The sequence below is a fragment of the Streptomyces sp. T39 genome, assembly GCF_008042045.1.
In the GTDB taxonomy this organism is placed as follows: domain Bacteria; phylum Actinomycetota; class Actinomycetes; order Streptomycetales; family Streptomycetaceae; genus Streptomyces.
Map to the genome: position 1 here is coordinate 47,432 of NZ_RDBP01000034.1, position 19,588 is coordinate 67,019.

Consider the following 19,588-nt stretch of genomic DNA (forward strand, 5'->3'; position numbering starts at 1 on the left):
ACCGGCCCCCTGACCCTCCGGGCCGTCGGCGAAACGGCGTCAACCCCCGTCCGAGACGCTGTGCCGGGCATCCCCCGTACCGGCCAGCCAACGGATGACGCTCCCGCCGACGGCCCGGAGTCCTCCGTCCGCGACGACCGAGTAGTGGTCCCCGTCCAGGAACTCGACCTCGGTCCGCGGGCACAGCGCCCGCCACTGAGCCCCCGGTTCGTGCACGTCCCCCTGCCGGGCCCGCGCGACGAACAGCAGGGCGGGCACGTCGCAGGGGGACGGACGGTAGGCGGCCAGCACCGACAGGTTGTGGGCGTGGACGCCCGCCAGCCGTGCGAACTGGTCCCGGTCGACCTCCGGAGGGAGCAGCCCGTGCGCGACGGCCGCGGCCCTGGCCGCACCGAGGACGTCTCCCCCGGCCGCCCCGTGGACGGCGGCGGCCAGCCCGGCCGGCGGACGTCCGCCCGCCAGGTCCCCCAGGAACTCGACGAGCCGTGCGGCCTCGCCGCGCGGCTGCCGGCCCTCGGCCACCAGCGCGTCGATCATCACCACACGGCAGTCGTGGCCCTCGGCGGTCAGCTGCCGGGCCGCCTCGTAGGCGAGCACCCCGCCCATCGACCAGCCGCCCAGGAGATACGGGCCCTCGGGCACCAGCGCGCGCAGCTCCCGCACATAGGCGGCGGCCATCGTCTCCAGATCGGCGTCGCCCGCGGCGCCGGAGCCCTCGACGAGCATCCGGCTCTGGAAGGCGTGCACCGGACCGGGCCAGACCTGTGCCAGATCCCGGTAGGAGGCCACCGAACCGCCGACCGGATGGAACAGCACGAGCGGCGGCGCGCCGGCCGGGCCCGTGCCCTCGTGGAGCGTGACCGCGCAGGGCGCGGGTCCGGCGCCTTCGTGCACGGCCGCGGCGAACGCGCGCAGCGTGGGCGACTCGAAGATCCTGCCGAAGGGGACGGCCGTGCCCAGTTCGGTGCGCACCCGGTTGACCAGCCGCAGCGCGAGGAGCGAGTTGCCGCCGAGGGCGAAGAAATCGCTGTCCGGGCCCACCTGGCCGACGTCCAGCAGTTCCTCCCACAGTTCGGCGAGGCGGCGCACGACCTTGTCGTCCGGCGGCGGTCCGTCCGCGGCGCCCGCCGCGGGCGCCGACAGCAGCGCCGCGATCCGGCCGGTGTCGACCTTGCCGTTGGCGGTCAGCGGAAGCCGGTCCACGACACCCAGCTGTCCGGGCACCATGTAGGCGGGCAGCCGCTCCCGCAGATGCTCCAGGATCCGCGGCGCGTCGGTGGCCGCGCCCTCCTCGGGCACCACCAGGGACACCAGACGCAGCGCCCCGCCCGGCGAGGGCGCCGCGCAGACCACGCACTCGGCGACGTCCGGGTGGCTGCGCACGGCGGCCTCGACCTCGCCCGGCTCGACGCGGAAGCCCTGGATCTGGACCTGGCGGTCCTCCCGGCCGAGGAACTCGATGGTGCCGTCGGGCCAGTAGCGGCCCAGGTCGCCCGTCCAGTAGAGCCGTTCACCGGTGTGCGGATCGCGCACGAAGCGTTCGGCGGTGCGCTCCGGGTCGCCCGCGTACCCGTCGGCGAGACCCGCTCCGCCGATGTGGATGCGGCCGGTGGCCCACGGCGCCCTGACCCGCATGTCGTGGTCGAGCACCCGCATGGTCTGCCCGTCGAGCGGGGTGCCGTACGGGATGCTGCGCCAGGACGGGTCCACCCGTCCCACCTCGAACCAGTTGGACCAGATGGCCGCCTCGGTCGCCCCGCCGAGCGCCAGCACCCGCACGCCGTCCCACAGGGCGCGCATCCGGTCGGGAAGGGTGACGGGGATCCAGTCGCCGCTCAGCAGGAAGGCGCGCAGCGGCGGCAGGTCCGCCGCCGGCGGCTGGGCGAGGACCTCGACCAGCATCTCGGCCAGCGCGGGGACGGAGTTCCACACGGTCGCACCGTGCGCGGCGGCCGCCCGTGCCCAGCCCTCGGGATCGGGGCGCCCGGTGGCCTCCGGCAACACGAGGGCGGCGCCGGCGGCGAGGGTGCCGAACACGTCCCAGACCGACAGGTCGAAGCTGAGCGAGGAGATGCCGAAGACCCGGTCGCCGGAGACGAGGCGCAGCCGGCGGTTGATGTCGGCGACGGTGTTCAGCGCCGCGCCGTGCGAGATCATGACGCCCTTGGGGTCGCCGGTCGACCCCGAGGTGTGGATGACGTAGGCCAGGTCGCCCGGCGCCCCGGTGCGCGCCGTGAGCGGCGGCCCGCCGGCGGCGACCCGGTCCACGGGCAGGGCGGGCCGGTCCCCGAGGACCGCGGCCCCCGGCGCGGTGCCGGACTGGACGAGCACGGCCCGTGCGGCGCACGCGTCCAGCAGGCGGCCGATCCGCGCCGGCGGCAGGTCCGCCGCCACGGGGCAGTAGGCGGCGCCCGAACGGAGCACACCGAGGACGGCGGCGACCTGCTCCCACCCCTTGGCCATGACCACGGGCACCGTGTCGCCGGGCCCGATGCCCCGGCCGGCGAGCCAGTGGGCCACCGCCCGTGACGTCTCCTCGAGTTCCCCGTAGGTGAGGGTGCGGTGCGCGGTGAGCACGGCGGGGCGGCCCGGCCGCGCGGAAGCCGTCCGCAGGAAGCCGTCCTCCAGCCGGCCGGCCGGGGGCTCGGCCCCGGTCGCGTTGAGCGTCGCGACCAGTGCGCGGTGGGCCGCGCCCGGCGCCTCGGGCGGGGTGTCGGCGCCGCCGGGGGCGGCGAGGTGCGCGAGCATGCGCCGGTAGGCGTCGAACATGGCGTCCGCCATCCCGTCGGGGAACGCCTCGTCGACGGTGTCCCAGACGCACTCGACTCCGCCCCCGGGGGCGTCCTTGACCTGCTGGTCGACGAGGACCTGCGGGGTGCGCAGGGCGGAGGTCACGGTGCGGCAGAAACCGCGTCCCCCGGCGGGGCGTTCCGCCGGCTCCAGCATGCTGTTGAAGACGTACGGCAGGGCGGCGCGCGACGTCCAGCCGCGCCGGGCGGCCAGTTCGCGGGTCACCCGGATCGCGCTCACGTCGGAGTGGCGCATGTCCTCCCACAGGCGCTTCTGCAGCGCGGCGGCGCGGGCGAAGAAGTCCGGGGACCGGGTCAGGTCCACCTCCAGCGGCAGCGTGGCGCTGAACTGGCCGACCACCCCGGCCGCCTCGGGGCGGCGCGTCACCCAGTTCTGGTGCAGCACGTTCACGCAGAAGCCGGGCTCCGCCGCCCAGGCGCCGAGGATCTCGGCGTACACGTGCAGCAGTCCGGTCGTCGGAAGGACGCGGTGGGCGCGGAAGTTGGCGCGCAGGCGCTGCCATTCGCCGGGGCCGAGCACGCAGGAGCGGCGGGTGAGGCGGGCCGAGGCGATGCTGCTCTCCGGGCGGGCGAGCGGCAGCCGCGGAGCGCCGGGCAGTGTGTCGAGGCGTTCCTCCCAGTAGCGCCAGTGCTCCTGGTGCGCGGGGGTGGACTCGTCGGCGGCGCGGGCGAGGACGCTCTCCCGGAACGTGCCGGACACCTCCGGCAGTTCGGCGTCCGGATCGCGGTACAGCGCCCACCACTCGGCCTGGAGCCTGCGGGTGCTCGCCGAGTCGAGCAGCAGCAGACTCATCGCGAAGTGCACCCGGGTGCGGTGCCGCCGCACCCGGTTGGCGGTGATCTCGAACAGCGGCCACCCGGTGGGCGCGGGGCCCTCGTCGCGCATGCGCTCCCGGGTGCGACGGAGTTCCGCCTCCCGCTCGGCCGGGGCCAGGGCCGTCAGATCGGCGGTGCGCAGCCGGAACGGCGTCACCTCGCCGGGGCCGAGGACCCGCTGCCCCTCCTCGGACATCACGGTGCGCAGGTGTTCGTGCCGGGCGATCAGCAGGTCGACGGCGCGGCTCGCGGCGCGGGGGTCGAAGCCGACGACGTCCATCTCCGTGTACAGGACGGGCCGGAATCCTCCGAGCTCCATGAGCGGGCTCGATCCGACCAGGTAGGCCGCCTGGAGATCGGTCAGCGGAAAGGGGTCCCCCGGCGCGGCGGGCGCGGCGGGTGTCCGGTGGGGTTCCGTGGGGTTCACTGCTGCCTCCCGGTGAATGCGCCGCTCGGCGCGGGCAGGTGTGCGGCGAGCGCGGACAGGACCTGTTCCCGGGCGCCCTCGTGCAGATAGAAGTGACCGCCGTCGAAGAGCCGGACCTCGGCCCCCGCGGTGGTGTGCTGCTGCCAGCGGGCCAGTTCGCCGGGCGTCGCCAGCGGGTCGTCCCGGCCGCCGAAGACGGCCACGGGGCAGTCGAGCGGGCGTCCGGCCCGCCACCGGTAGGTCTCGGAGACGGCGAAGTCGGCGCGCACCATCGGCAGCAGCGCGGACAGGGCCGCGGCGCTGTCGAGCACCGCGGCGGGGGTGCCGTTCAGCTCCCGCAGGTGGTCGACGAGTTCGCGCTGGGGCGCGGCGTGCACGGCGGGCTGCCGGGACGGCAGATGGGGGGCACGCCGGCCCGAGGCGATGAGCAGCTCGGGGGGTCTGACGTCGCGGTCGCGCAGCCGGCGGCACATCTCGTAGCCGATCAGCGCGCCCATGCTGTGGCCGAACCAGGCGTACGGCCGGTCGAGCAGCGGTTCGACGGCGTCGGCGAGTGCGCCGGTGAGCTCGTCGAGGCAGCGGTAGGGCATCTCGGTGAACCGCTTCTCCCGGCCGGGGAGCCGGATGGCCAGCACGTCGGCCCGCGGGGCGAGGCGCTCGGCCCAGTGCCGGTAGAGCGCGGCGCCGCCGCCCGTGTGCGGGAGGCAGAAGAGCCGCAGGGGGGCGTCGCCGGAGTCGGCCCAGCGCACGCACCAGTCGCCCCGCCGTCCGCGGTCGCGTGCCGCAGGGGCGGGGCGGGACGTCAGCGGCTCCACGACGCCGCCCTCTCGCCGAGCATGATGGCGCTGAGGTTGACCGGCGCCGCGGGGACGGTGGGCATCACGGAGGCGTCCACCACGCGCAGACCGCTCAGCCCGTGCACCCGCAGCCGTTGGTCGACGACCGCCTCGCGCCGGGAGGCCGGGCCCATCGCGGCCGTGCCCGCCGGGTGCCAGGACGGGCAGACGAAGCGGGTGACCGCGCGCCGCAGCAGGTCGTCGTCGCGGACGGTCCTGTCGGTCCACAGGAAGAGACGTTCCGTCAGCGGGGCGAGGTGCTCGCCGGTGACGGCGGACCACAGCATCCGGACGCCGGCCATCAGGCGTGCCACGTCCTGGGGGTCGCCGGCGAGCCCGAGTTCGATCACCGGCGGGCCGTCGGGCGCACCGAGGGTGACGCGTCCGCGCGAGCGGGGCGACAGCAGCGAGGCGTGCAGCGAGAAGGCGGTGCGGCCGCGCAGCACGCCGGCCATCCCGGGCACGTCGAGGCCGGTGACGGCGTTGACCAGGGTCAGGTTGAGCTCGGGGACGCCGTCGGCGTCCGCCACCCGCGCGAGCACCTGGTGCATGGCCTCCCCCGCGCCGGTGGCGCCTTCGGCGGGCAGCGCCCACAGCGCGACCAGCGGATGCTCCATGAGGTTGGCGCCGACGCCCGGCAGATCGGCCACCGGGCGGATGCCCAGCCTGCCGAGGTCGCCCGCGGGGCCGACGCCGGACCGCAGCAGGAGGGCGGGGGTGCCGACGGCCCCGGCGGAGAGCGTGACGCGGTCCGCGCCGATGCGCAGGGGCCGCCCGTCCCGCACGGCCTCCACGCCGACCGCGGTGTCGCCGTCGAAGAGGACCCGGTTCACCTGGCAGTCCGCCGCGACGGTGAGCGACGGCCGGGACCGGGCGGGCGCGAGGTAGGCCTCGGCGGTGGACACGCGCCGGCCGCCGGCCTCGTTGCGCGGTATCGGCCCGGCGCCGGCCGTGCAGCCGGGGTCGTTCAGGTCGGCGGCGGCCGGCACGCCGAGGTCGCGGCAGGCGGCGAGGAAGCCGCGGGACAGCGGCCCGTAGGCGTCCTCGGGAAGCCGGCGGACCGGCACGGGGCCCTCGACGCCGTGGGCGGGACCCTTGAAGTCCGCGTCGGCCTCCAGCCGGACGAAGTGCGGCAGCACGTTCTCCCAGGACCAGTCCGGGTTGCCCGCGGCCGCCCAGGCGTCGAAGTCGGACGCCAGGCCGCGCAGCGCGAGGGCACCGTTGACGGCCGAGGAACCGCCCACGGCCCTGCCGACGGCGTAGGGGTAGCGGCGTCCGTCGCCGCCCCGCAGGCCGACGTACGCCGAATGGTCCCAGTTGGCCCCCGACAGCACCGGGTTGTCCGGGGAGCCGGCGACCCGCCCGTCGGGCCCGGCCTCCAGCAGCAGCACCCGGCGGCCGGGGTCCTCGGACAGCCTGCCCGCGAGGGCCGCGCCGGCCGAGCCGGCGCCGACGATCACCTCGTCCCAGTGGCCCTCGACGGTGTCCACGGCGTTCGCCCTCCCTTGTGTCGCGTCGTCCGGCACGGCGTCATCGCCCGGCGGCGAGCCGGCCGGCGAGTTCGGCGATGGTGGGGCACTCGAAGAGCAGCCCCAGGTCGTCCTCGGTGTCGTCCGAGAGCCCGATCTCCTCCCGGATCCTGGTGAGGATGAGGACGGCGTGCAGCGAGTCGCCCCCGAGTTCGAAGAAGTTGTCGTCGACGCCGAAGTCCTCCCGTTCGAGCACCTCGGTCCACATCCGCATCAGCCGCGTCTCCAGCTCGTCGCGGGGCGCGGTCTGCTCCTCGGGCGCCAGCGAGGCCCACGGCACCGGCAGCGCGGAGCGGTCCACCTTGCCGTTGGCGCTGAGCGGCACCGCGTCGACGAAGAGGATGTGCTGCGGGACCATGTAGTCCGGCAGCAGCTTCTCCACGGCGGCGCGGACGGCGGCGGCGTCCGCGGTGCCGGGCGCCCCGGCGGGGCGCACCACGTGGGCGACGAGCTGGCGCCGCCCGGTGGAGGGGTTGCGTTCCACCCCGGCGAGCGCCTCGGTGACGTCCGGCGCCGAGCGCAGCGCGGCCTCGACCTCGCCGAGTTCGATGCGGTAGCCGTTGAGCTTCACCTGGAAGTCGGCGCGTCCGAGGAAGTCGATGTCCCCGCCGGGCAGGTAGCGTCCGAGATCGCCCGTCCGGTAGAGCCGTTCGCCGGTCGCCGGGTGGACGACGAAGCGCTCGGCGGTCAGTTCGGGTGCCGCCCAGTAGCCGCGGGCCACACCGCTGCCGCCGATCCAGATCTCCCCGGTGGTCCAGACCGGACAGGGCGCCAGATGCGCGTCGAGGACGTACAGGGTCTGGTTGGCCAGCGGCTTGCCGTAGGGGATCCGGGTCCACTCCGGCGGCACCTCGCCGATGGGGTGGTGCACGGACCAGATCGACGCCTCGGTGGCGCCGCCGAGGCCGACGACCCGCGCCCCGGGGTGCTGGGCGCGGACCGCGTCCGGGAGCGTGACGGGTATCCAGTCGCCGCTCAGGAGCACCAGGCGCAGCGGGGAGCCGGCCGGTGCCCCGTCCGGCGCCGCGGCGCGGGCCTCGGTCATCGCCTGCATCAGGGCCGGGACCGAATTCCAGACGGTCACGCCGTGGCGGCGCACGAGGGCGTCCCAGTGCAGCGGGTCGTGTGCCTGGCCGGGGGACGGGAAGACCACGGCGGCGCCGGCGGCCAGTGCGCCGAAGACGTCGTACACCGAGAGGTCGAAGCTGAGGGCCGACAGGGCGAGGATCCGGTCGGCCGGGCCGACGGCGAAGCGCCGGTTGATGTCCTGCACGGTGTTGGCGGCGGCGCCGTGGTCGATCATCACGCCCTTCGGCTCGCCGGTGGAGCCGGACGTGAAGATGACGTACGCCAGGTCGCCCGGCGCGACGCCGGCCTCGGGAGGCGTCGGGTCGGCCGCGCGCACCTCGGGGTCGTCGGGGGTGACGACGTGGACGCCCTCGGGCCAGTCGAGCCCGTCCCGGCCGGCGCGGTCCGTCACGGCGATCCGTGCCGCGCCGCGTTCGATGAGCCGGTGCCGCCGGGCAGCCGGCCAGTCGGGGCTGATCGGCAGGTAGGCGCCGCCCGACAGGGCGACGGCGAGCACGGCCATGACCTGCCCGGCGCCGCGTTCCATGACGACGGCGGTCAGGGTGTCGCGGCGCGCGCCGAGTCGGACGAGGCGGCGGGCCAGCCGTGAGGCGCCGGCCAGGATGTCGGCGTAGCTGTGGGAGCCGCGCTCGTCGACGACGGCGACCGCGTCGGGCCGGCCGAGGGCGCGGGAGACGACGAGATCGCCCAGGGTGCGGGCGGGGATCGGCTCGGCGGTGTCGTTGGCGGCGTCCCGCTCGGCGCGCTGCCAGTCGGGAAGCCGGCCGTCCGGGCCGGTGCGGGTCCAGGCGTCCGGGTCGGCGGCGAGCCGGTCCAGCAGCGTGCGGTAGGCGGCGAACATGTCGTCCAGCAGACCGGCCGGGAAGAGCGCCTCGACGGCGTCCCAGTTGTACAGCAGGGCGCCGCGTTCCTCGGTGACCTGGTGGTCGAGCCAGACCTGGGGGGTCTGGGTGATGCCGTACACCTCGTCGCCGAAGAAGCGGATGCCCTCCGACGGGTCCGCTCCCCCGCTGCCGAGCACCAGGGCACTGGTGAAGACCACGGGCATCGACGCGCCGGGGCCGCCGCCGCCCCGGCGGGTCCGCTCGCGCAGCACCCGCACCCCGCTGAACTCCGGGTGCTCCAGGTCGCGCATGAGCTGCTGCTGGAGACGGCGCACCCGGTCGCCGAAGGACTCCTCGGCCCGTGCGGTGACCGCGAGGAGCGACACGGAGGTGAAGTCGCCGATGAGTTCGCCCATCCGCGGGTGGGACTGGGGACGGTTGAAGAGGGTCAGGTCCAGGGTGAAGTCCGGCTCGGTGGACCAGGTCCGCAGCACGTCGGCGTAGGCGGTCATGAGCACGGCCGACGGGGTCACCCCCGCCTGCCGGGCGCGCTCCTTCAGCGCCGTCCACCGCTCCGGCTCCAGCCTGCCCCCGCGGTGGGAGAACTCGGGACGGCCGATCGTGGCGGGCTGCACGGCGAGGGGCAGCGCGGGCGCGGCGGGCAGGCTGTCGAGACGGTCCAGCCAGTACGCCTCGGCCGCACGGTAGCGGTCCGAGTCCTGGGCCGCCGTCTCCGCCAGCACATGGTCGCGGTAGCTCAGCTCCAGCGGCTCGGGCGACCAGTGGGGGTCCTCGTAGAAGCGGCGCCAGTCCTGGAAGAGCAGGTACATGCTGTAGCCGTCGAGGATCAGGGTGTCCAGGCTGATGTGCAGCCGCAGCCGTCCGGCGTCGAGCCGGGTGGCGCGGATGTCGAAGAGCGGCCAGCGGTCCGCCGGCAGCACCTGGTGGTCCATCTCCTGCCGGGTGCGCAGGATCTCCTGCTCCCGCTTCTCCTCGGCGAGCCCGCTGAGGTCGGCGACGGGCAGCCGGTAGGCGGGCACCTCCGCGAGGACGCGCTGCCGGCCGTCCGGCGCGATGACGGCCCGCAGCATGTCGTGCCGGGCGATGACCGCGCGCAGGCTGCGCTCCAGGCGGTCGGTGTCGAGTCCGGTGCGTTCGAGTTCGAAGTAGATGTGGGTGGAGACGCCGCCGAGTTCGACGGCGGAGCCGCGCCCCACCCAGTAGGCGTGCTGGATGTCGGTCAGCGGGAAGGGCTCGTGGCGTTCCTCCGGGCGCGGCACCAGGGCGGGCGCCGCGGGCGCCGCGGACATCCGGAGCATGGCCACCAGGTCGTCGCGGTGGGCGCGCAGGTCGTCGCGCAGCCGCGGGGTGAGGGCGCCGGCCCCGCCCCGGCCGGCGGGGGCTGCCGCGACGGCCTCCCTACGGCGTCCGCCAGGTGTCGTCGCCGAGATGGGATCCCGCCATCGGGCCCATGCGGAGCATGCCGCCGTCCACGGGCCATGAGGCGCCGGTGACGTACGACGCGTCGTCGCCGGCCAGGAAGGCCACGACCGAGGCCACCTCGCGCGCGTCGCCGGGGCGCCGCAGCGGCACGCCGGGGCGTTCCTCGCCGCGGACGTCCGTGTCGGTCTGTCCGGTCATGGGCGTGGCGATCTCCCCGGGCGCGACCGCGTTGACGGTGATGCCGTGTTCCGCGAGTTCGAGTGCCATCACCTGGGTCAGGAGGCCCAGGCCCCCTTTCGCCGCGCAGTAGGGGGCGGCGCCCACGCGGGGCGCATGCTCGTGCACCGAGGTGATGTTGACGATCCTGCCGCCGTCCCCCTGCTCGATCATGTGCCGGGCGGCCCGCTGCGAGCAGAGCAGCGGCCCGACGAGGTCGACGTCCAGCACCCGCTGCACGGTGGCGAGTTCGAGGTCGAGGAACGGGGTGGCCGTCCCCGTGCCGGCGTTGTTCACGAGCACGTCGACGCGTCCCAGCTCGCGGGCGAAGACGTCCACGACGTCCGCCGCGTCCGGCAGGACGGTCAGGTCGCAGTGCTCGACGACGGCCTGCCGGCCGTGCTCCCCCACTTCGCGGGCGGTCTCCTCCGCCCCTCGTTCGTCGGAGTGGAAGGTGATGCCGACGTCCATCCCCAGGGCGGCCAGCCGGACGGCGCAGGCGCGGCCGATGCCGGAATCCGCCCCGGTGACGACCGCCACCCGCCGGCCCGTGTACACGTCGGACATGGGGTCTCCTTCGCCGGGCCGGCGCCCCGGACGGGCGTCGGCGTCGCGGAACGGGCGCCGGGTGCGGGGACGGCCGATCGGCCCCGCACCCGGGCGGTCAGCGGCCGAGTGCCTTGCGCAGCTCCTGCTTGTTCATCGAGGAGCGCCCTTCGATGTTCTTCTTCTTCGCCTCTTCGTACAGCTGGTCCCTGGTGGGGCCCTGGGCGCCCCGGTGGGAGCGCTCGCCGCCGCGCTGCGAGGCCGACTTCGGGTCCTTCGTCGAGGTCCTGCTCGCGGTCCTCGACTCGCCGGACCGGGCGCGTTCCTTGTTGACCGTGCGGGCGGCGATCTCCTTCGCGCGGCCGGTGGACTCGCCCCGTTGCTCGGCACTGTCCTTGATGTGCTCGTACTGCCGTTCCCTCTTGGCGCTCGATCCTGCCGGCATGACGGCCTCCGATGTGATCGCTCCGTCCGGTGCTGTGACCGCTTGCGTTTCCCGGGTTCCCGGCCCGCCCGCGCGCATGCGGGCCCGCCGGTGCGCGGGGTTCAGCCGCCGCTGCGTGTGCCGGGCGGGTCCTGGGGGTCCACGCCGGTGGACGCCGAGGCGTCCTTCGTCCCGCTGGGCCGCTGCGAGCGGCCGCGGCGCCCGGTGGAGTGCATGCCCTTCTCGCCGGACCCCTGTTCCTGGTTCTCGCCGCGCTCGCTCGTGCTCGGGACGGTGTCCCCGGGGACGCCCTTCCTCTCCTCCTCGGACACCTTCCTGCCGGGGCCCTTCTCCGGGGCGTGCCGCTCCGGGTGGAAGGAGCGGTGGGCGCTCGGGTTGTCCTGCCGGCGCGTCTCGTCCACGTCCGGCGACCAGCCGTGCTGGGCGCCTCCGTGCCTGCTCGGCCCCTCGCCGTGCGAGGAATCGGATGACTTCGACTGGTGGGACATGTCCTCACCTGCTCCCTTCCGGAACGCCCCCTTTGCCTGCCTCTCGTATGCAGTGTCCGGATTCGGGCGAAGTAGTCCTGCGTCCCCAGGGGCGGGCGCCGCGCCGGCTAGAGCAGGTCGTAGATCTGGAACCCCTGGCCGATCCTGACCGGCTTCCCGAGGACGGCCGGGGCCTCGCCCGTGCCGGGGTACCGGTACAGCTCGCCGTTCGGCTTGCGTGCGACCAGGTCCGCCGTGCCGTCCGCGTCGAGGTCGCCGACCGACAGCAGCCGGTCGTACGCGTTCCAGCCGCCGCCGACGGGCGTGCGGGGCGCGAAGGGGGCCTTGCGGTCCCCGGTGCCCGGGTGGAGCCACAGGACGCCGGAGGCGTCCCGGGCGACGATGTCGGCCCTGCCGTCGCCGGTGAGGTCGCCCTGGCCGGCGAGCTGCGTGTACACGCCCCAGCCCCCGCCGACACGGGTGCGTGCCGTGAGGGAGCCGTCCGGGCGGGCGAGGTGCACCCACAGGACGCCGTCCTCGTCACGGCCGACGAGGTCGGCCTCCGCGGCGCCGCCGAGGTCCCCGGGGGACAGGACCGCCGTGTAGACGTCCCAGCCCGTGCCGACCTGCTTGCTGTGGTACGCGAGCCGGTCGTCGGTCCAGCCGTAGTCGAGCGTCCCGTCCTTGTACAGGTTCCAGGTGCCGTCGCTCCAGCCGTCCCCGTCGTTGTCCACGTCGATCGAATCGGCGAAGGTGCCGTAGCCGACGGCCACGTGCTCCCGGGGTTCGAAGCCGCCCTCGCGGTCGGGGACGTACAGGTACGGCTCAGAGGTCTGCCGGTGGACCCCCTTCATCGAGAAGTGGGGGGTCTCCGCCCCTCCGCCCGGTGCCCCGCCCGCGGCGAGGGCGCTCACGGCCGTCGCGGCCAGGACAACCGCTGCGGCGGTGGCCACGAACGCGCCCCTGAGCACATGCCGGCGCCGACCGATGATCATGGAAACCCCCTGCCGTGTCCCCGACGGCCGTGTCGCACGGCCCCGATGATCAGCAGCCTCTCACAAGGTTTCCGCGCGGCGTAGACCCCCGCCGCCACGGGCCGGTGTGCGCGGAGGGCCGCGCCCGGCACCGCCGTGGGGCCCCGCTGCGGGCCCGTCGCCGGCCGTGGCTCCGGTGGGCCGGTGCCAGGCCCGCGAGGGAGCGGATCAGGCAGCGCTCCAGTGGTGTGCGCGGCCGCCTCGCCACTCCACCCAGCGCGGGTCGTCCAGCACCGTCTCCGGATCGAGGATCCCGGCGGCCTCCAGGAACACGACCAGATCGTGGTCCGAGTAGGCGGTCCCGAGGATCTCGTCGCGCCCCTGGGTGTGGACGGTGACCCGCCGGCCCCCCGACCCGGAGGGCCTGTGCACGATGATCGGCGCAGTTCTCATACGTCCCAGGCTGCGCCGCGACCGCCGGGGCGGGCCACCGCACCCGCCGCCCCCGGCGGGGCGGCGGGCGCGCCGGCCGTGCGCGGTGCGTGCCCGGTGCGTGCCCGGTGCGTCAGACGGTGAAGGCCTCGACGAGGGTCCAGACGGCGAGTCCGGCCATGCACAGGGCGCCGATGCGCTGGACGGTCCTCAGGGGAACGCGCTGCGCGATGAAGCGGCCCACCAGCAGGGCGAGGGCGGAGACCGACATCAGGGCGAGCGCGGAGCCGATCGCGGTCGACAGCCAGCCGTTGGTGGCGGCGAGATTGGCGGTGGTGATCTGCGTGAGGTCGCCCCATTCGCTGATGAAGACGGCCGTGAAGGCGGTGGTGTAGACGGGCCAGAACCCGGTGACGGTCTTCGCCCCGCCCTCTTCGTCCTCGTCGTCCCCGCCCCGCAGCAGGACGAACGCGCCGAACGCGAACAGGGCCGCCGAGACGAGCTTGACGGCCATCTCGGGGAGCAGGCCGAGCAGACTGCCGGCGCCGACCGCGATGACGACGTGCACGACGAAGGCCGTGGAGGTGCCGAACCACACGTACAGCGGCCGCATCCGGGTGCCCATGGCCAAGGAGGCGAACATGGTCTTGTCGGGGAGTTCCGCGAGGAAGATCAGCCCGAAGGCGGTGAGGATCGCCAGGGGGTCGAAGGTCATTCCCTTGCTTTCTGCTGGGGCCGGGCCGTCGGCTCGTACGGCACCCAGGGGCGACGGGAGGAACCACTCGGCCCGGCACGACGGAGTGACCCGCACACAGGTGGGGCCGCATCATGCATGGCCGAAGGTCTCGTCCGCCCCCGCATCGTGTGCGGGCGGCCCGGTGGCCGGGGTACCCAGGGGCACCCAGTGTGTCGACCAGCGGTTCTCGGGACTACTCCCCTTCGCTGCCGACCAGGGTAACAGCACGGGAACGGCGCCCTGAGCGGACCGGACCGGGGCCGCCTCCGGGCCGCACCGGGCAGGCGGACAGGGCTCCGGTGCGCAGGCGTCGGCGACGACGCGGGGACCCGGGCGCCCTGTGGGCCCCCGGCCCCGCCCGGCGGGAACCGCCGGGCGGGGCCGGGCGTCCTCGTCGCCGTCAGCTGTGTGTGCGAACGGGGAGGCCGTCATCACCGCGATCACTTCCGAGCCGGCCGGTCGGGCCGTGCGGCCGGACCGGTGGGACGGTGTCGGCAGGGTGCTGCTGGGGATGGTGGGCGGCATCCTGCTGACGGCGGTGTTCATGACCGTGATGTGGTGGCCCCGTCACGAGGTGGTGCACCGGACCGAGGCGCCCTCTTCGGTGGTCTACGAGGACGAGTCGCGCCACTTCCTGGGGCTGGTGCACGAGTACACGCGGTCGGGGCGGCACACCTACCGGCTGGTCATCGGCAGGGATCCCGGCCTCTCCTACGGGCACTGGGTCGAGGTCGGCGGCTTCCACGCCGTCGAGGGCGTCGAGTCCACGGTGTGGACGGTCGCGGGGGTGCGCGTCCGCTTCCGGACCGGGCACGAGGTCTTCGTCCCTGCGGAGTACTTCCTCTTCGGACGGTGAGCGGGTTCGCGCGGTGAGCGGGTTCGCGCGGCGAGCGGGGAGCTCCGGGCCGGGGGCGCGGCGGAAACCCGGTGGCCCCGGGGAGCCGGTCCCCGCGAGACTCACCGTGTGATGCTGCACGAGAACGAGGTCCCGGTCGACGGAGCGCTGGTGCGCGAACTCCTGCGCGCGCAGCGGCCGGAGTGGTCCGCGCTGTCGCTGTCGCCCGCGGGCGCGGGCACGGAGAACACCATGTACCGGCTGGGTGACGACCTGCTCGTCCGGCTGCCGCGGACCGCGGGGGCGGCGAGGTCACTTGCCAAGGAGCGGCACTGGCTCCCCCGCCTCGCGCCCCTGCTCGGGCGGGCCGTGCCGGAGCCCGTCCACGCCGGGGCGCCCGGCCCCGGCTATCCGCTGCCCTGGTCGGTCCACCGCTGGATCGACGGCGAGGAGGCCGGGCCGGGCACCGTCCGGGACTGGGCCGCCTTCGGGGCCGATCTCGCCGCGTTCGTCGCCCAGTTGCACGCCATCGGCCTGATGGAGGCCACCCGTACCGCTGACCTCGCCTGGTACCGCGGGGGGACGCTCGGGGCGTGTGCCGGGTGGGTGGAACGCGACTTCGGCACGTGCCGCGCCGGCGGGGACACCGGGCTCGACCTCGACACGCTGGAACGGCTGTGGACCGCCGCACTGGACCTGCCCGACTCCCGGGCGCCGCACGTGTGGCTGCACGGCGACCTGAAACCGACCAACCTCCTCGTACGAGGAGGCCGTCTGCACGCCGTCATCGACTTCGGCGCACTGTCCGTGGGCCTGCCGGACGCCGAGCACTCCACGGTCTGGGACCTTCCGGCCGCGGCCCGGCACGCGTACTGGGACGCCCTCGGCCTCGACGACGCGACCCGTGCCCGTGCGCGGGCCTGGGCCGTCGCGGTCGGTGTCAGCGGCATCGCGTACTACCGGCACACGTTCCCCGCCTTCGTCGACGAGTGCACGGCCCGGCTGCGGGCGATCCTGGCGGACGCCGCAGGAGCGTGAGCGGGGCCCACTGCGGGCGCGCGGAGGTCGGCACGCCTGTGCGTCAACCGCCGCTCGCATAGGGTGATTCGGCCACGGAGAAGGCGCGGCCGCGCGCCCGTTCGACGGAGGAGTCATCGAGCTTCAGGAGCAGGACCGCGACCCCTCCCGCGCGACGGCGGTGCCGGGCGAGCCGCCGTGGACACCGCCGGCGGGACGGGGCGTGGTCCTCGCGCCGGCCCTTGTCGGGCTGGCGCTCGGGCTGTGGGGCATCACCCGGCAGGGGACCATGTGGCGGGACGAGTCCGTCACGTACCAGGTCGCGCACCGGAGCGTGCCGGAGATCGTGGACCTGCTGCGCCATGCCGATGCCGTGCACGGCCTCCACTACCTCCTCATGCACGCCCTGTTCGGGGTGTGGGACGGCGGTCTGCCCGCGTTGCGTCTGCCGTCGGCGGTGGCCACCGCCGTCGCCGCCGGGCTGGTGGCCGCCACCGGGCTGCGGCTGTCGGCCCGCCCGGCGGTGGGCGTCGTGAGCGGGCTGGTGTTCGCGGTGACGCCCGAGGTGCAGATGTACGCCCAGGAGGGCCGCTCCTACGCCCTGGTGTGCGCTCTCGTGGCGCTGGCCACCTGGCAGTTCACCGGTCTGGGCCCGGACGCGCCCGTGGCCCGCTGGTGCCGTTACGGGGCGGTCGTGCTGGCGGCGTCGCTGCTGCACGAGTTCGCGGTCCTCGCGCTGCTCGCCCACGGCGTCGCGCTCCTCCTCTCACCCGACGCGACCTCCCGCACGCGGCGGTGCTTCGCCGTCACGTCGGGGGCCGTCGTCGTGGCCCTGGCGCCGCTGGTCGTGTGGAGCACGGCCCAGTCGGGCCAGGTCTCCTGGATCAGCGGCCCGAGCCTGCGCGAGTGGTGCGAGATCGCGGGGTTCGCGGCCCTGGCCCTCGGCTGCCGATGGTGGCTGACCCGGCGTGCGGGGCGGGCGGGGCGGACGGCGACCGTCTGCCGGCTCGCCCTGCCGCTGGCGCTGCTGCCCACCGCGGTGCTGCTGTCGGCCGGGGTGCACGAACCGGTCTACGTGGACCGCTATGTGCTCTACTCCCACATCGGTCTCGCCCTGCTCGTCGGTACGGCGCTCGTACGGGCGGCGGACGCCGCGGGGCGGGTGGTGCGCGGCCGCGCCGCCCGGGCGGTGGCCGTGGGGGCCTCGGCCCTGCTGTGCGGGGCGGCGCTGCTGCCGGTCAGTGTGCAGATGAGGACGCCGGAGAGCCGCAAGGACGATGTGACGGCCATCGCGGAGGAGGCCGGACGGCTGTCGGCCGGCGCGGACGCCGTCCTGTTCACCCCGGCCAGGCGCCGTGAGTGGACGCTGTCGTACCCCGGCCGCCTCCGGGGGACGACCGACATCGCGCTCGCGCGGTCCCCCGCGGCGTCGGGGACGCTGCAGGGCGTCGAGGCGGCGCCGACGGAGATCGGGCGGCGTCTGGCGCTCTCCCGCGTGGTCGTCGTGCTCGGCGATCCCGCGGGGCAGCCGCCGGACACGGATCCCGGGGAGCGCGTCAAGCGGCACGTGCTGGCACGTGACTTCGTCGTCTGCGCCCGCACCGACCTCAAGGGCGGGCGTGTCACGCTCCACGCCCGCACCGTCTCCCTCTGCCCTGCGCCCGCCCGCTGAGCACGCCGCCGGGTGCGGTGCGCGGGACCGTCCGCGACGGCCGCGGTGGCACCGTTGACACCCGAGGCTAATGACCTTAGCTTTATGGCTAACAACATTAACTTGCGGACATCGACTCCCTGGGGTGGATCATGACCGAGTTCCTGGAGACCGACGGCGGCCGGCTCGCGTACGACGTGACCGGCGAGGGGCCGCTGATCGTGCTCGCACACGGCATGGGCGACAACCGGGCCGCGTTCCGCGCCCTGGGGGCCCTCCTGGTGGAAGCCGGCCACCGGGTCGCCGCGGTGGACCAGCGGGGCCACGGCGAGTCCAGCACCGGCTGGGCGTCCTACACCCGCACCGACGCCGCCGCCGACCTGCTCGCCGTGATCCGCCACCTGGGCGGCCCCGCCGTCGTCGTGGGCCACTCGTTCGCCGGGGGCGCCGCCACCGTCGCGGCCGCCGAGGAGCCCGAGCTGGTCAGCGCCGTGGTGGAGATCAGCCCGTTCACCCGCGCGCAGAAGATCGACACGCGCGCCCTGCTGTCCGACGCCCGCTACCGCAAGGGCATGGCGCTCCTGCTGGGGACGGGGCTGCTGCGCAGCGTCGGTCTGTGGAAGCGCTACCTGGACCACGCCTGCCCGGGAGCGAAGCCCGAGGGGTACGCCGCCCATGTGGCCGCGCTGGAGGCCGATCTGCGCAGGCCGGGCCGGATGGCGGTCGTCAGCAGGATGGGCATGTCCGCCCCCACCGACGCGGGCGCCCGGCTGGGCGACATCCGCTGCCCCGCGCTGGTCGTCGAGGGCACCGCGGACCCCGACTGGGCGGACCCGAGGGCCGAGGGCGAGGGCATCGTGGGGATGATGCCCTCCGGGCTCGGCCGGCTGGAGATGATCGAGGGGGCGGGCCACTACCCGCACGTCCAGGCCCCCGCCGAGGTCGCCGCCGCCGTCCTGGCCTTCCTGAAGGACACCTCCCGTGCCTAGGGCCTCGCTGTCCGCGGACGCGGTCGTCGCCTTCGCCCTGGAGACGGTCGACGAAGGGGGCCCCGCCGCCCTGACGCTCTCGGCCGTGGCGGGCCGGGCCGGCGTCGCCACCCCCTCCCTCTACAAGCACGTGCGCAACCTCGCCGAGCTCCGCGACCTCGTCTCGGCGCGGATCATGAACGACATGGCGGACGAGGTCGGACGGGCCGTGCTCGGCCGCGCGGGCGAGGACGCGCTCCGCGCCTTCATGAGAGCTTGGCGGACCTTCACGCTCCGCGAGCCGCACCGCTACGCCGCGATGCTCCAGACACCCGAGCCGCGGACGGCCGAGGCCGGGGAGCGTCTGCTCGACATCATCCGCGCCGCGCTGCGTTCGTACGGCATGACGGATTCGGCGGCCGTCCACATGGCCCGCTGTCTGCGCGCCGCCGTGCACGGCTTCGCCGTCCTCGAGACCGACGGCGCGTTCGGGCTGCCGGAGAGCTTGGACGAGAGCTACGAGCTGCTCGTGCGCATGGTGGTCGCGGGGGCGGGGGGTCCCGGGCCGCACGGGTAGCCGGACGGGAGCGCGGCGCCGGAGCACGCCGGCGGGAGCGGCCCGGCGAATGGCGGCGCGGCCGGGTGCGGCCCCGGCGGGTGAACGGGCGCGGTGCCCGATGAGTTCCGGCGGCGCGGCCGGTCACACCTCGTACGGACTCCGGGACGCGCCCGGAGCCCGGAAGCGGGCCGAGGAGAAGCCGTGAACGACGACGTATGGCCGATGGTGCACGCCGAGCGGGCGGCGCTGATCGAGGACCTGGCCCGGCTCGACGACGAGCAGTGGCGGCAGCCGTCGCTGTGCGCGGGGTGGACCGTGCACGACGTGGCCGCCCATCTCGTCGACACGGCGCGCACGACACGGCTCGGCTTCGTGGCGGGACTGGCCCGGGCCCGGTTCGACTTCGACCGCCAGAACGCACGGGGCGTGGAACGGGAGCGCGCCGGCTCTCCCGGGGAGACGCTGGAGCGGCTGCGGCGGGTGGCGTCGCGGAGGTCCACTCCCCCGGCGCCCCTCGACAGCCGCCTCGTCGAGGAGGTCGTGCACGGGGAGGACATCCGCCGTCCGCTGGGCCTCACCCGCGCCTATCCGCCGCAGGCGGTGGTACGAGGGCTCCGTCTGCAGCTCCGCACCCCCGCGTCGTTCGGCGGGGCCAAGGAACTGGCCTCCCGGGTACGGCTGATCGCGACGGACGCCGAGGTCCTGGCCGGCGACGGCCCCGAGGTGCGCGGCCCCGCACTCTCCCTGCTGCTGGCCGTCTCCGGGCGGCGGGTGGCCCTGGACGAGCTCGACGGGCCGGGGCTTGCCACGCTCGCGGCGCCCGCCTGACCGGCTCGGGAGGGCGACCGCCCGGTCAGTGGCCGTAGGCGCTGCGGCACAGGCGGGTCACCTGCGACGAGGTGACGCCCTCCGACGCGGCGCAGAGCCGGCGCATCGCGGGGACGTGCCGGGCCGGCGGGGTGCGCCGG

16 protein-coding genes are annotated in these 19,588 nt (G+C 75.2%); 6 read left to right on the forward strand and 10 right to left on the reverse strand.

All coding sequences use genetic code 11. From position 1 onward, the window contains the following. Positions 1-39 precede the first annotated feature (39 nt). The 10 genes from EAO77_RS22255 to EAO77_RS22300 all read right to left on the reverse strand — a co-directional run bounded on the left by EAO77_RS22255 (position 40) and on the right by EAO77_RS22300 (position 13,569). Positions 40-4,053 carry a non-ribosomal peptide synthetase gene (locus EAO77_RS22255; protein ID WP_147990068.1) on the reverse strand — a complete coding sequence of 1,338 codons (4,014 nt, stop codon included), beginning with the start codon at positions 4,051-4,053 and terminating at the stop codon, positions 40-42. Next, entirely contained in the window at positions 4,050-4,868 is an 819-nt protein-coding gene (locus EAO77_RS22260; RefSeq protein WP_147990069.1) for a thioesterase II family protein, read from the reverse strand. Before EAO77_RS22260 ends, EAO77_RS22255 begins: the two co-directional genes overlap by 4 nt. Further along, complete coding sequence (locus tag EAO77_RS22265; protein WP_187283360.1) at positions 4,856-6,379, reverse strand: GMC family oxidoreductase; 1,524 nt, start codon at positions 6,377-6,379, stop codon at positions 4,856-4,858. Before EAO77_RS22265 ends, EAO77_RS22260 begins: the two co-directional genes overlap by 13 nt. 40 nt (positions 6,380-6,419) lie before the next feature. Next, a complete protein-coding gene (locus EAO77_RS22270; protein WP_187283361.1) occupies positions 6,420-9,641 on the reverse strand; it encodes a non-ribosomal peptide synthetase in 3,222 nt (1,073 codons plus the stop codon). 109 nt (positions 9,642-9,750) lie between these two features. Continuing rightward, on the reverse strand, positions 9,751-10,557 hold the full coding sequence (locus EAO77_RS22275) for an SDR family oxidoreductase (protein WP_147990072.1): 807 nt from the start codon (positions 10,555-10,557) through the stop codon (positions 9,751-9,753). 97 nt (positions 10,558-10,654) lie between these two features. After that, a complete protein-coding gene (locus EAO77_RS22280; protein WP_147990073.1) occupies positions 10,655-10,981 on the reverse strand; it encodes a plasmid stabilization protein in 327 nt (108 codons plus the stop codon). A 101-nt stretch (positions 10,982-11,082) separates the two neighbouring features. Next, complete coding sequence (locus EAO77_RS22285; protein WP_147990074.1) at positions 11,083-11,469, reverse strand: hypothetical protein; 387 nt, start codon at positions 11,467-11,469, stop codon at positions 11,083-11,085. A 107-nt stretch (positions 11,470-11,576) separates the two neighbouring features. Continuing rightward, complete coding sequence (locus tag EAO77_RS22290; protein WP_147990075.1) at positions 11,577-12,443, reverse strand: FG-GAP repeat domain-containing protein; 867 nt, start codon at positions 12,441-12,443, stop codon at positions 11,577-11,579. Between the two features lie 207 nt (positions 12,444-12,650). After that, positions 12,651-12,875, reverse strand: coding sequence for a hypothetical protein (locus tag EAO77_RS22295; protein WP_147990076.1), 225 nt, complete (start codon positions 12,873-12,875; stop codon positions 12,651-12,653). Positions 12,876-12,987: 112 nt separating this feature from the next. Beyond that, on the reverse strand, positions 12,988-13,569 hold the full coding sequence (locus EAO77_RS22300) for a TMEM165/GDT1 family protein (protein WP_147990077.1): 582 nt from the start codon (positions 13,567-13,569) through the stop codon (positions 12,988-12,990). 487 nt (positions 13,570-14,056) lie between these two features. Here EAO77_RS22300 and EAO77_RS22305 point away from each other — a divergent pair, with 487 nt between their 5' ends. From EAO77_RS22305 to EAO77_RS22330, 6 genes are all read left to right on the forward strand, one after another. Next, complete coding sequence (locus EAO77_RS22305; RefSeq protein ID WP_261994101.1) at positions 14,057-14,446, forward strand: hypothetical protein; 390 nt, start codon at positions 14,057-14,059, stop codon at positions 14,444-14,446. Between the two features lie 108 nt (positions 14,447-14,554). Further along, positions 14,555-15,463, forward strand: coding sequence for an aminoglycoside phosphotransferase family protein (locus EAO77_RS22310; protein WP_147990078.1), 909 nt, complete (start codon positions 14,555-14,557; stop codon positions 15,461-15,463). 202 nt (positions 15,464-15,665) lie between these two features. After that, positions 15,666-17,114, forward strand: coding sequence for a glycosyltransferase family 39 protein (locus EAO77_RS22315; RefSeq protein WP_261994102.1), 1,449 nt, complete (start codon positions 15,666-15,668; stop codon positions 17,112-17,114). A gap of 131 nt (positions 17,115-17,245) precedes the next feature. Beyond that, on the forward strand, positions 17,246-18,082 hold the full coding sequence (locus EAO77_RS22320) for an alpha/beta fold hydrolase (protein ID WP_147990079.1): 837 nt from the start codon (positions 17,246-17,248) through the stop codon (positions 18,080-18,082). Beyond that, positions 18,075-18,638: a TetR/AcrR family transcriptional regulator gene (locus EAO77_RS22325; protein WP_147990080.1), complete on the forward strand. Its 564-nt coding sequence runs from the start codon at positions 18,075-18,077 to the stop codon at positions 18,636-18,638. The genes EAO77_RS22320 and EAO77_RS22325 overlap by 8 nt, the downstream gene beginning before the upstream one ends. Before the next feature lie 204 nt (positions 18,639-18,842). Further along, entirely contained in the window at positions 18,843-19,448 is a 606-nt protein-coding gene (locus EAO77_RS22330; protein ID WP_147990091.1) for a maleylpyruvate isomerase family mycothiol-dependent enzyme, read from the forward strand. Positions 19,449-19,588: the final 140 nt, after the last annotated feature.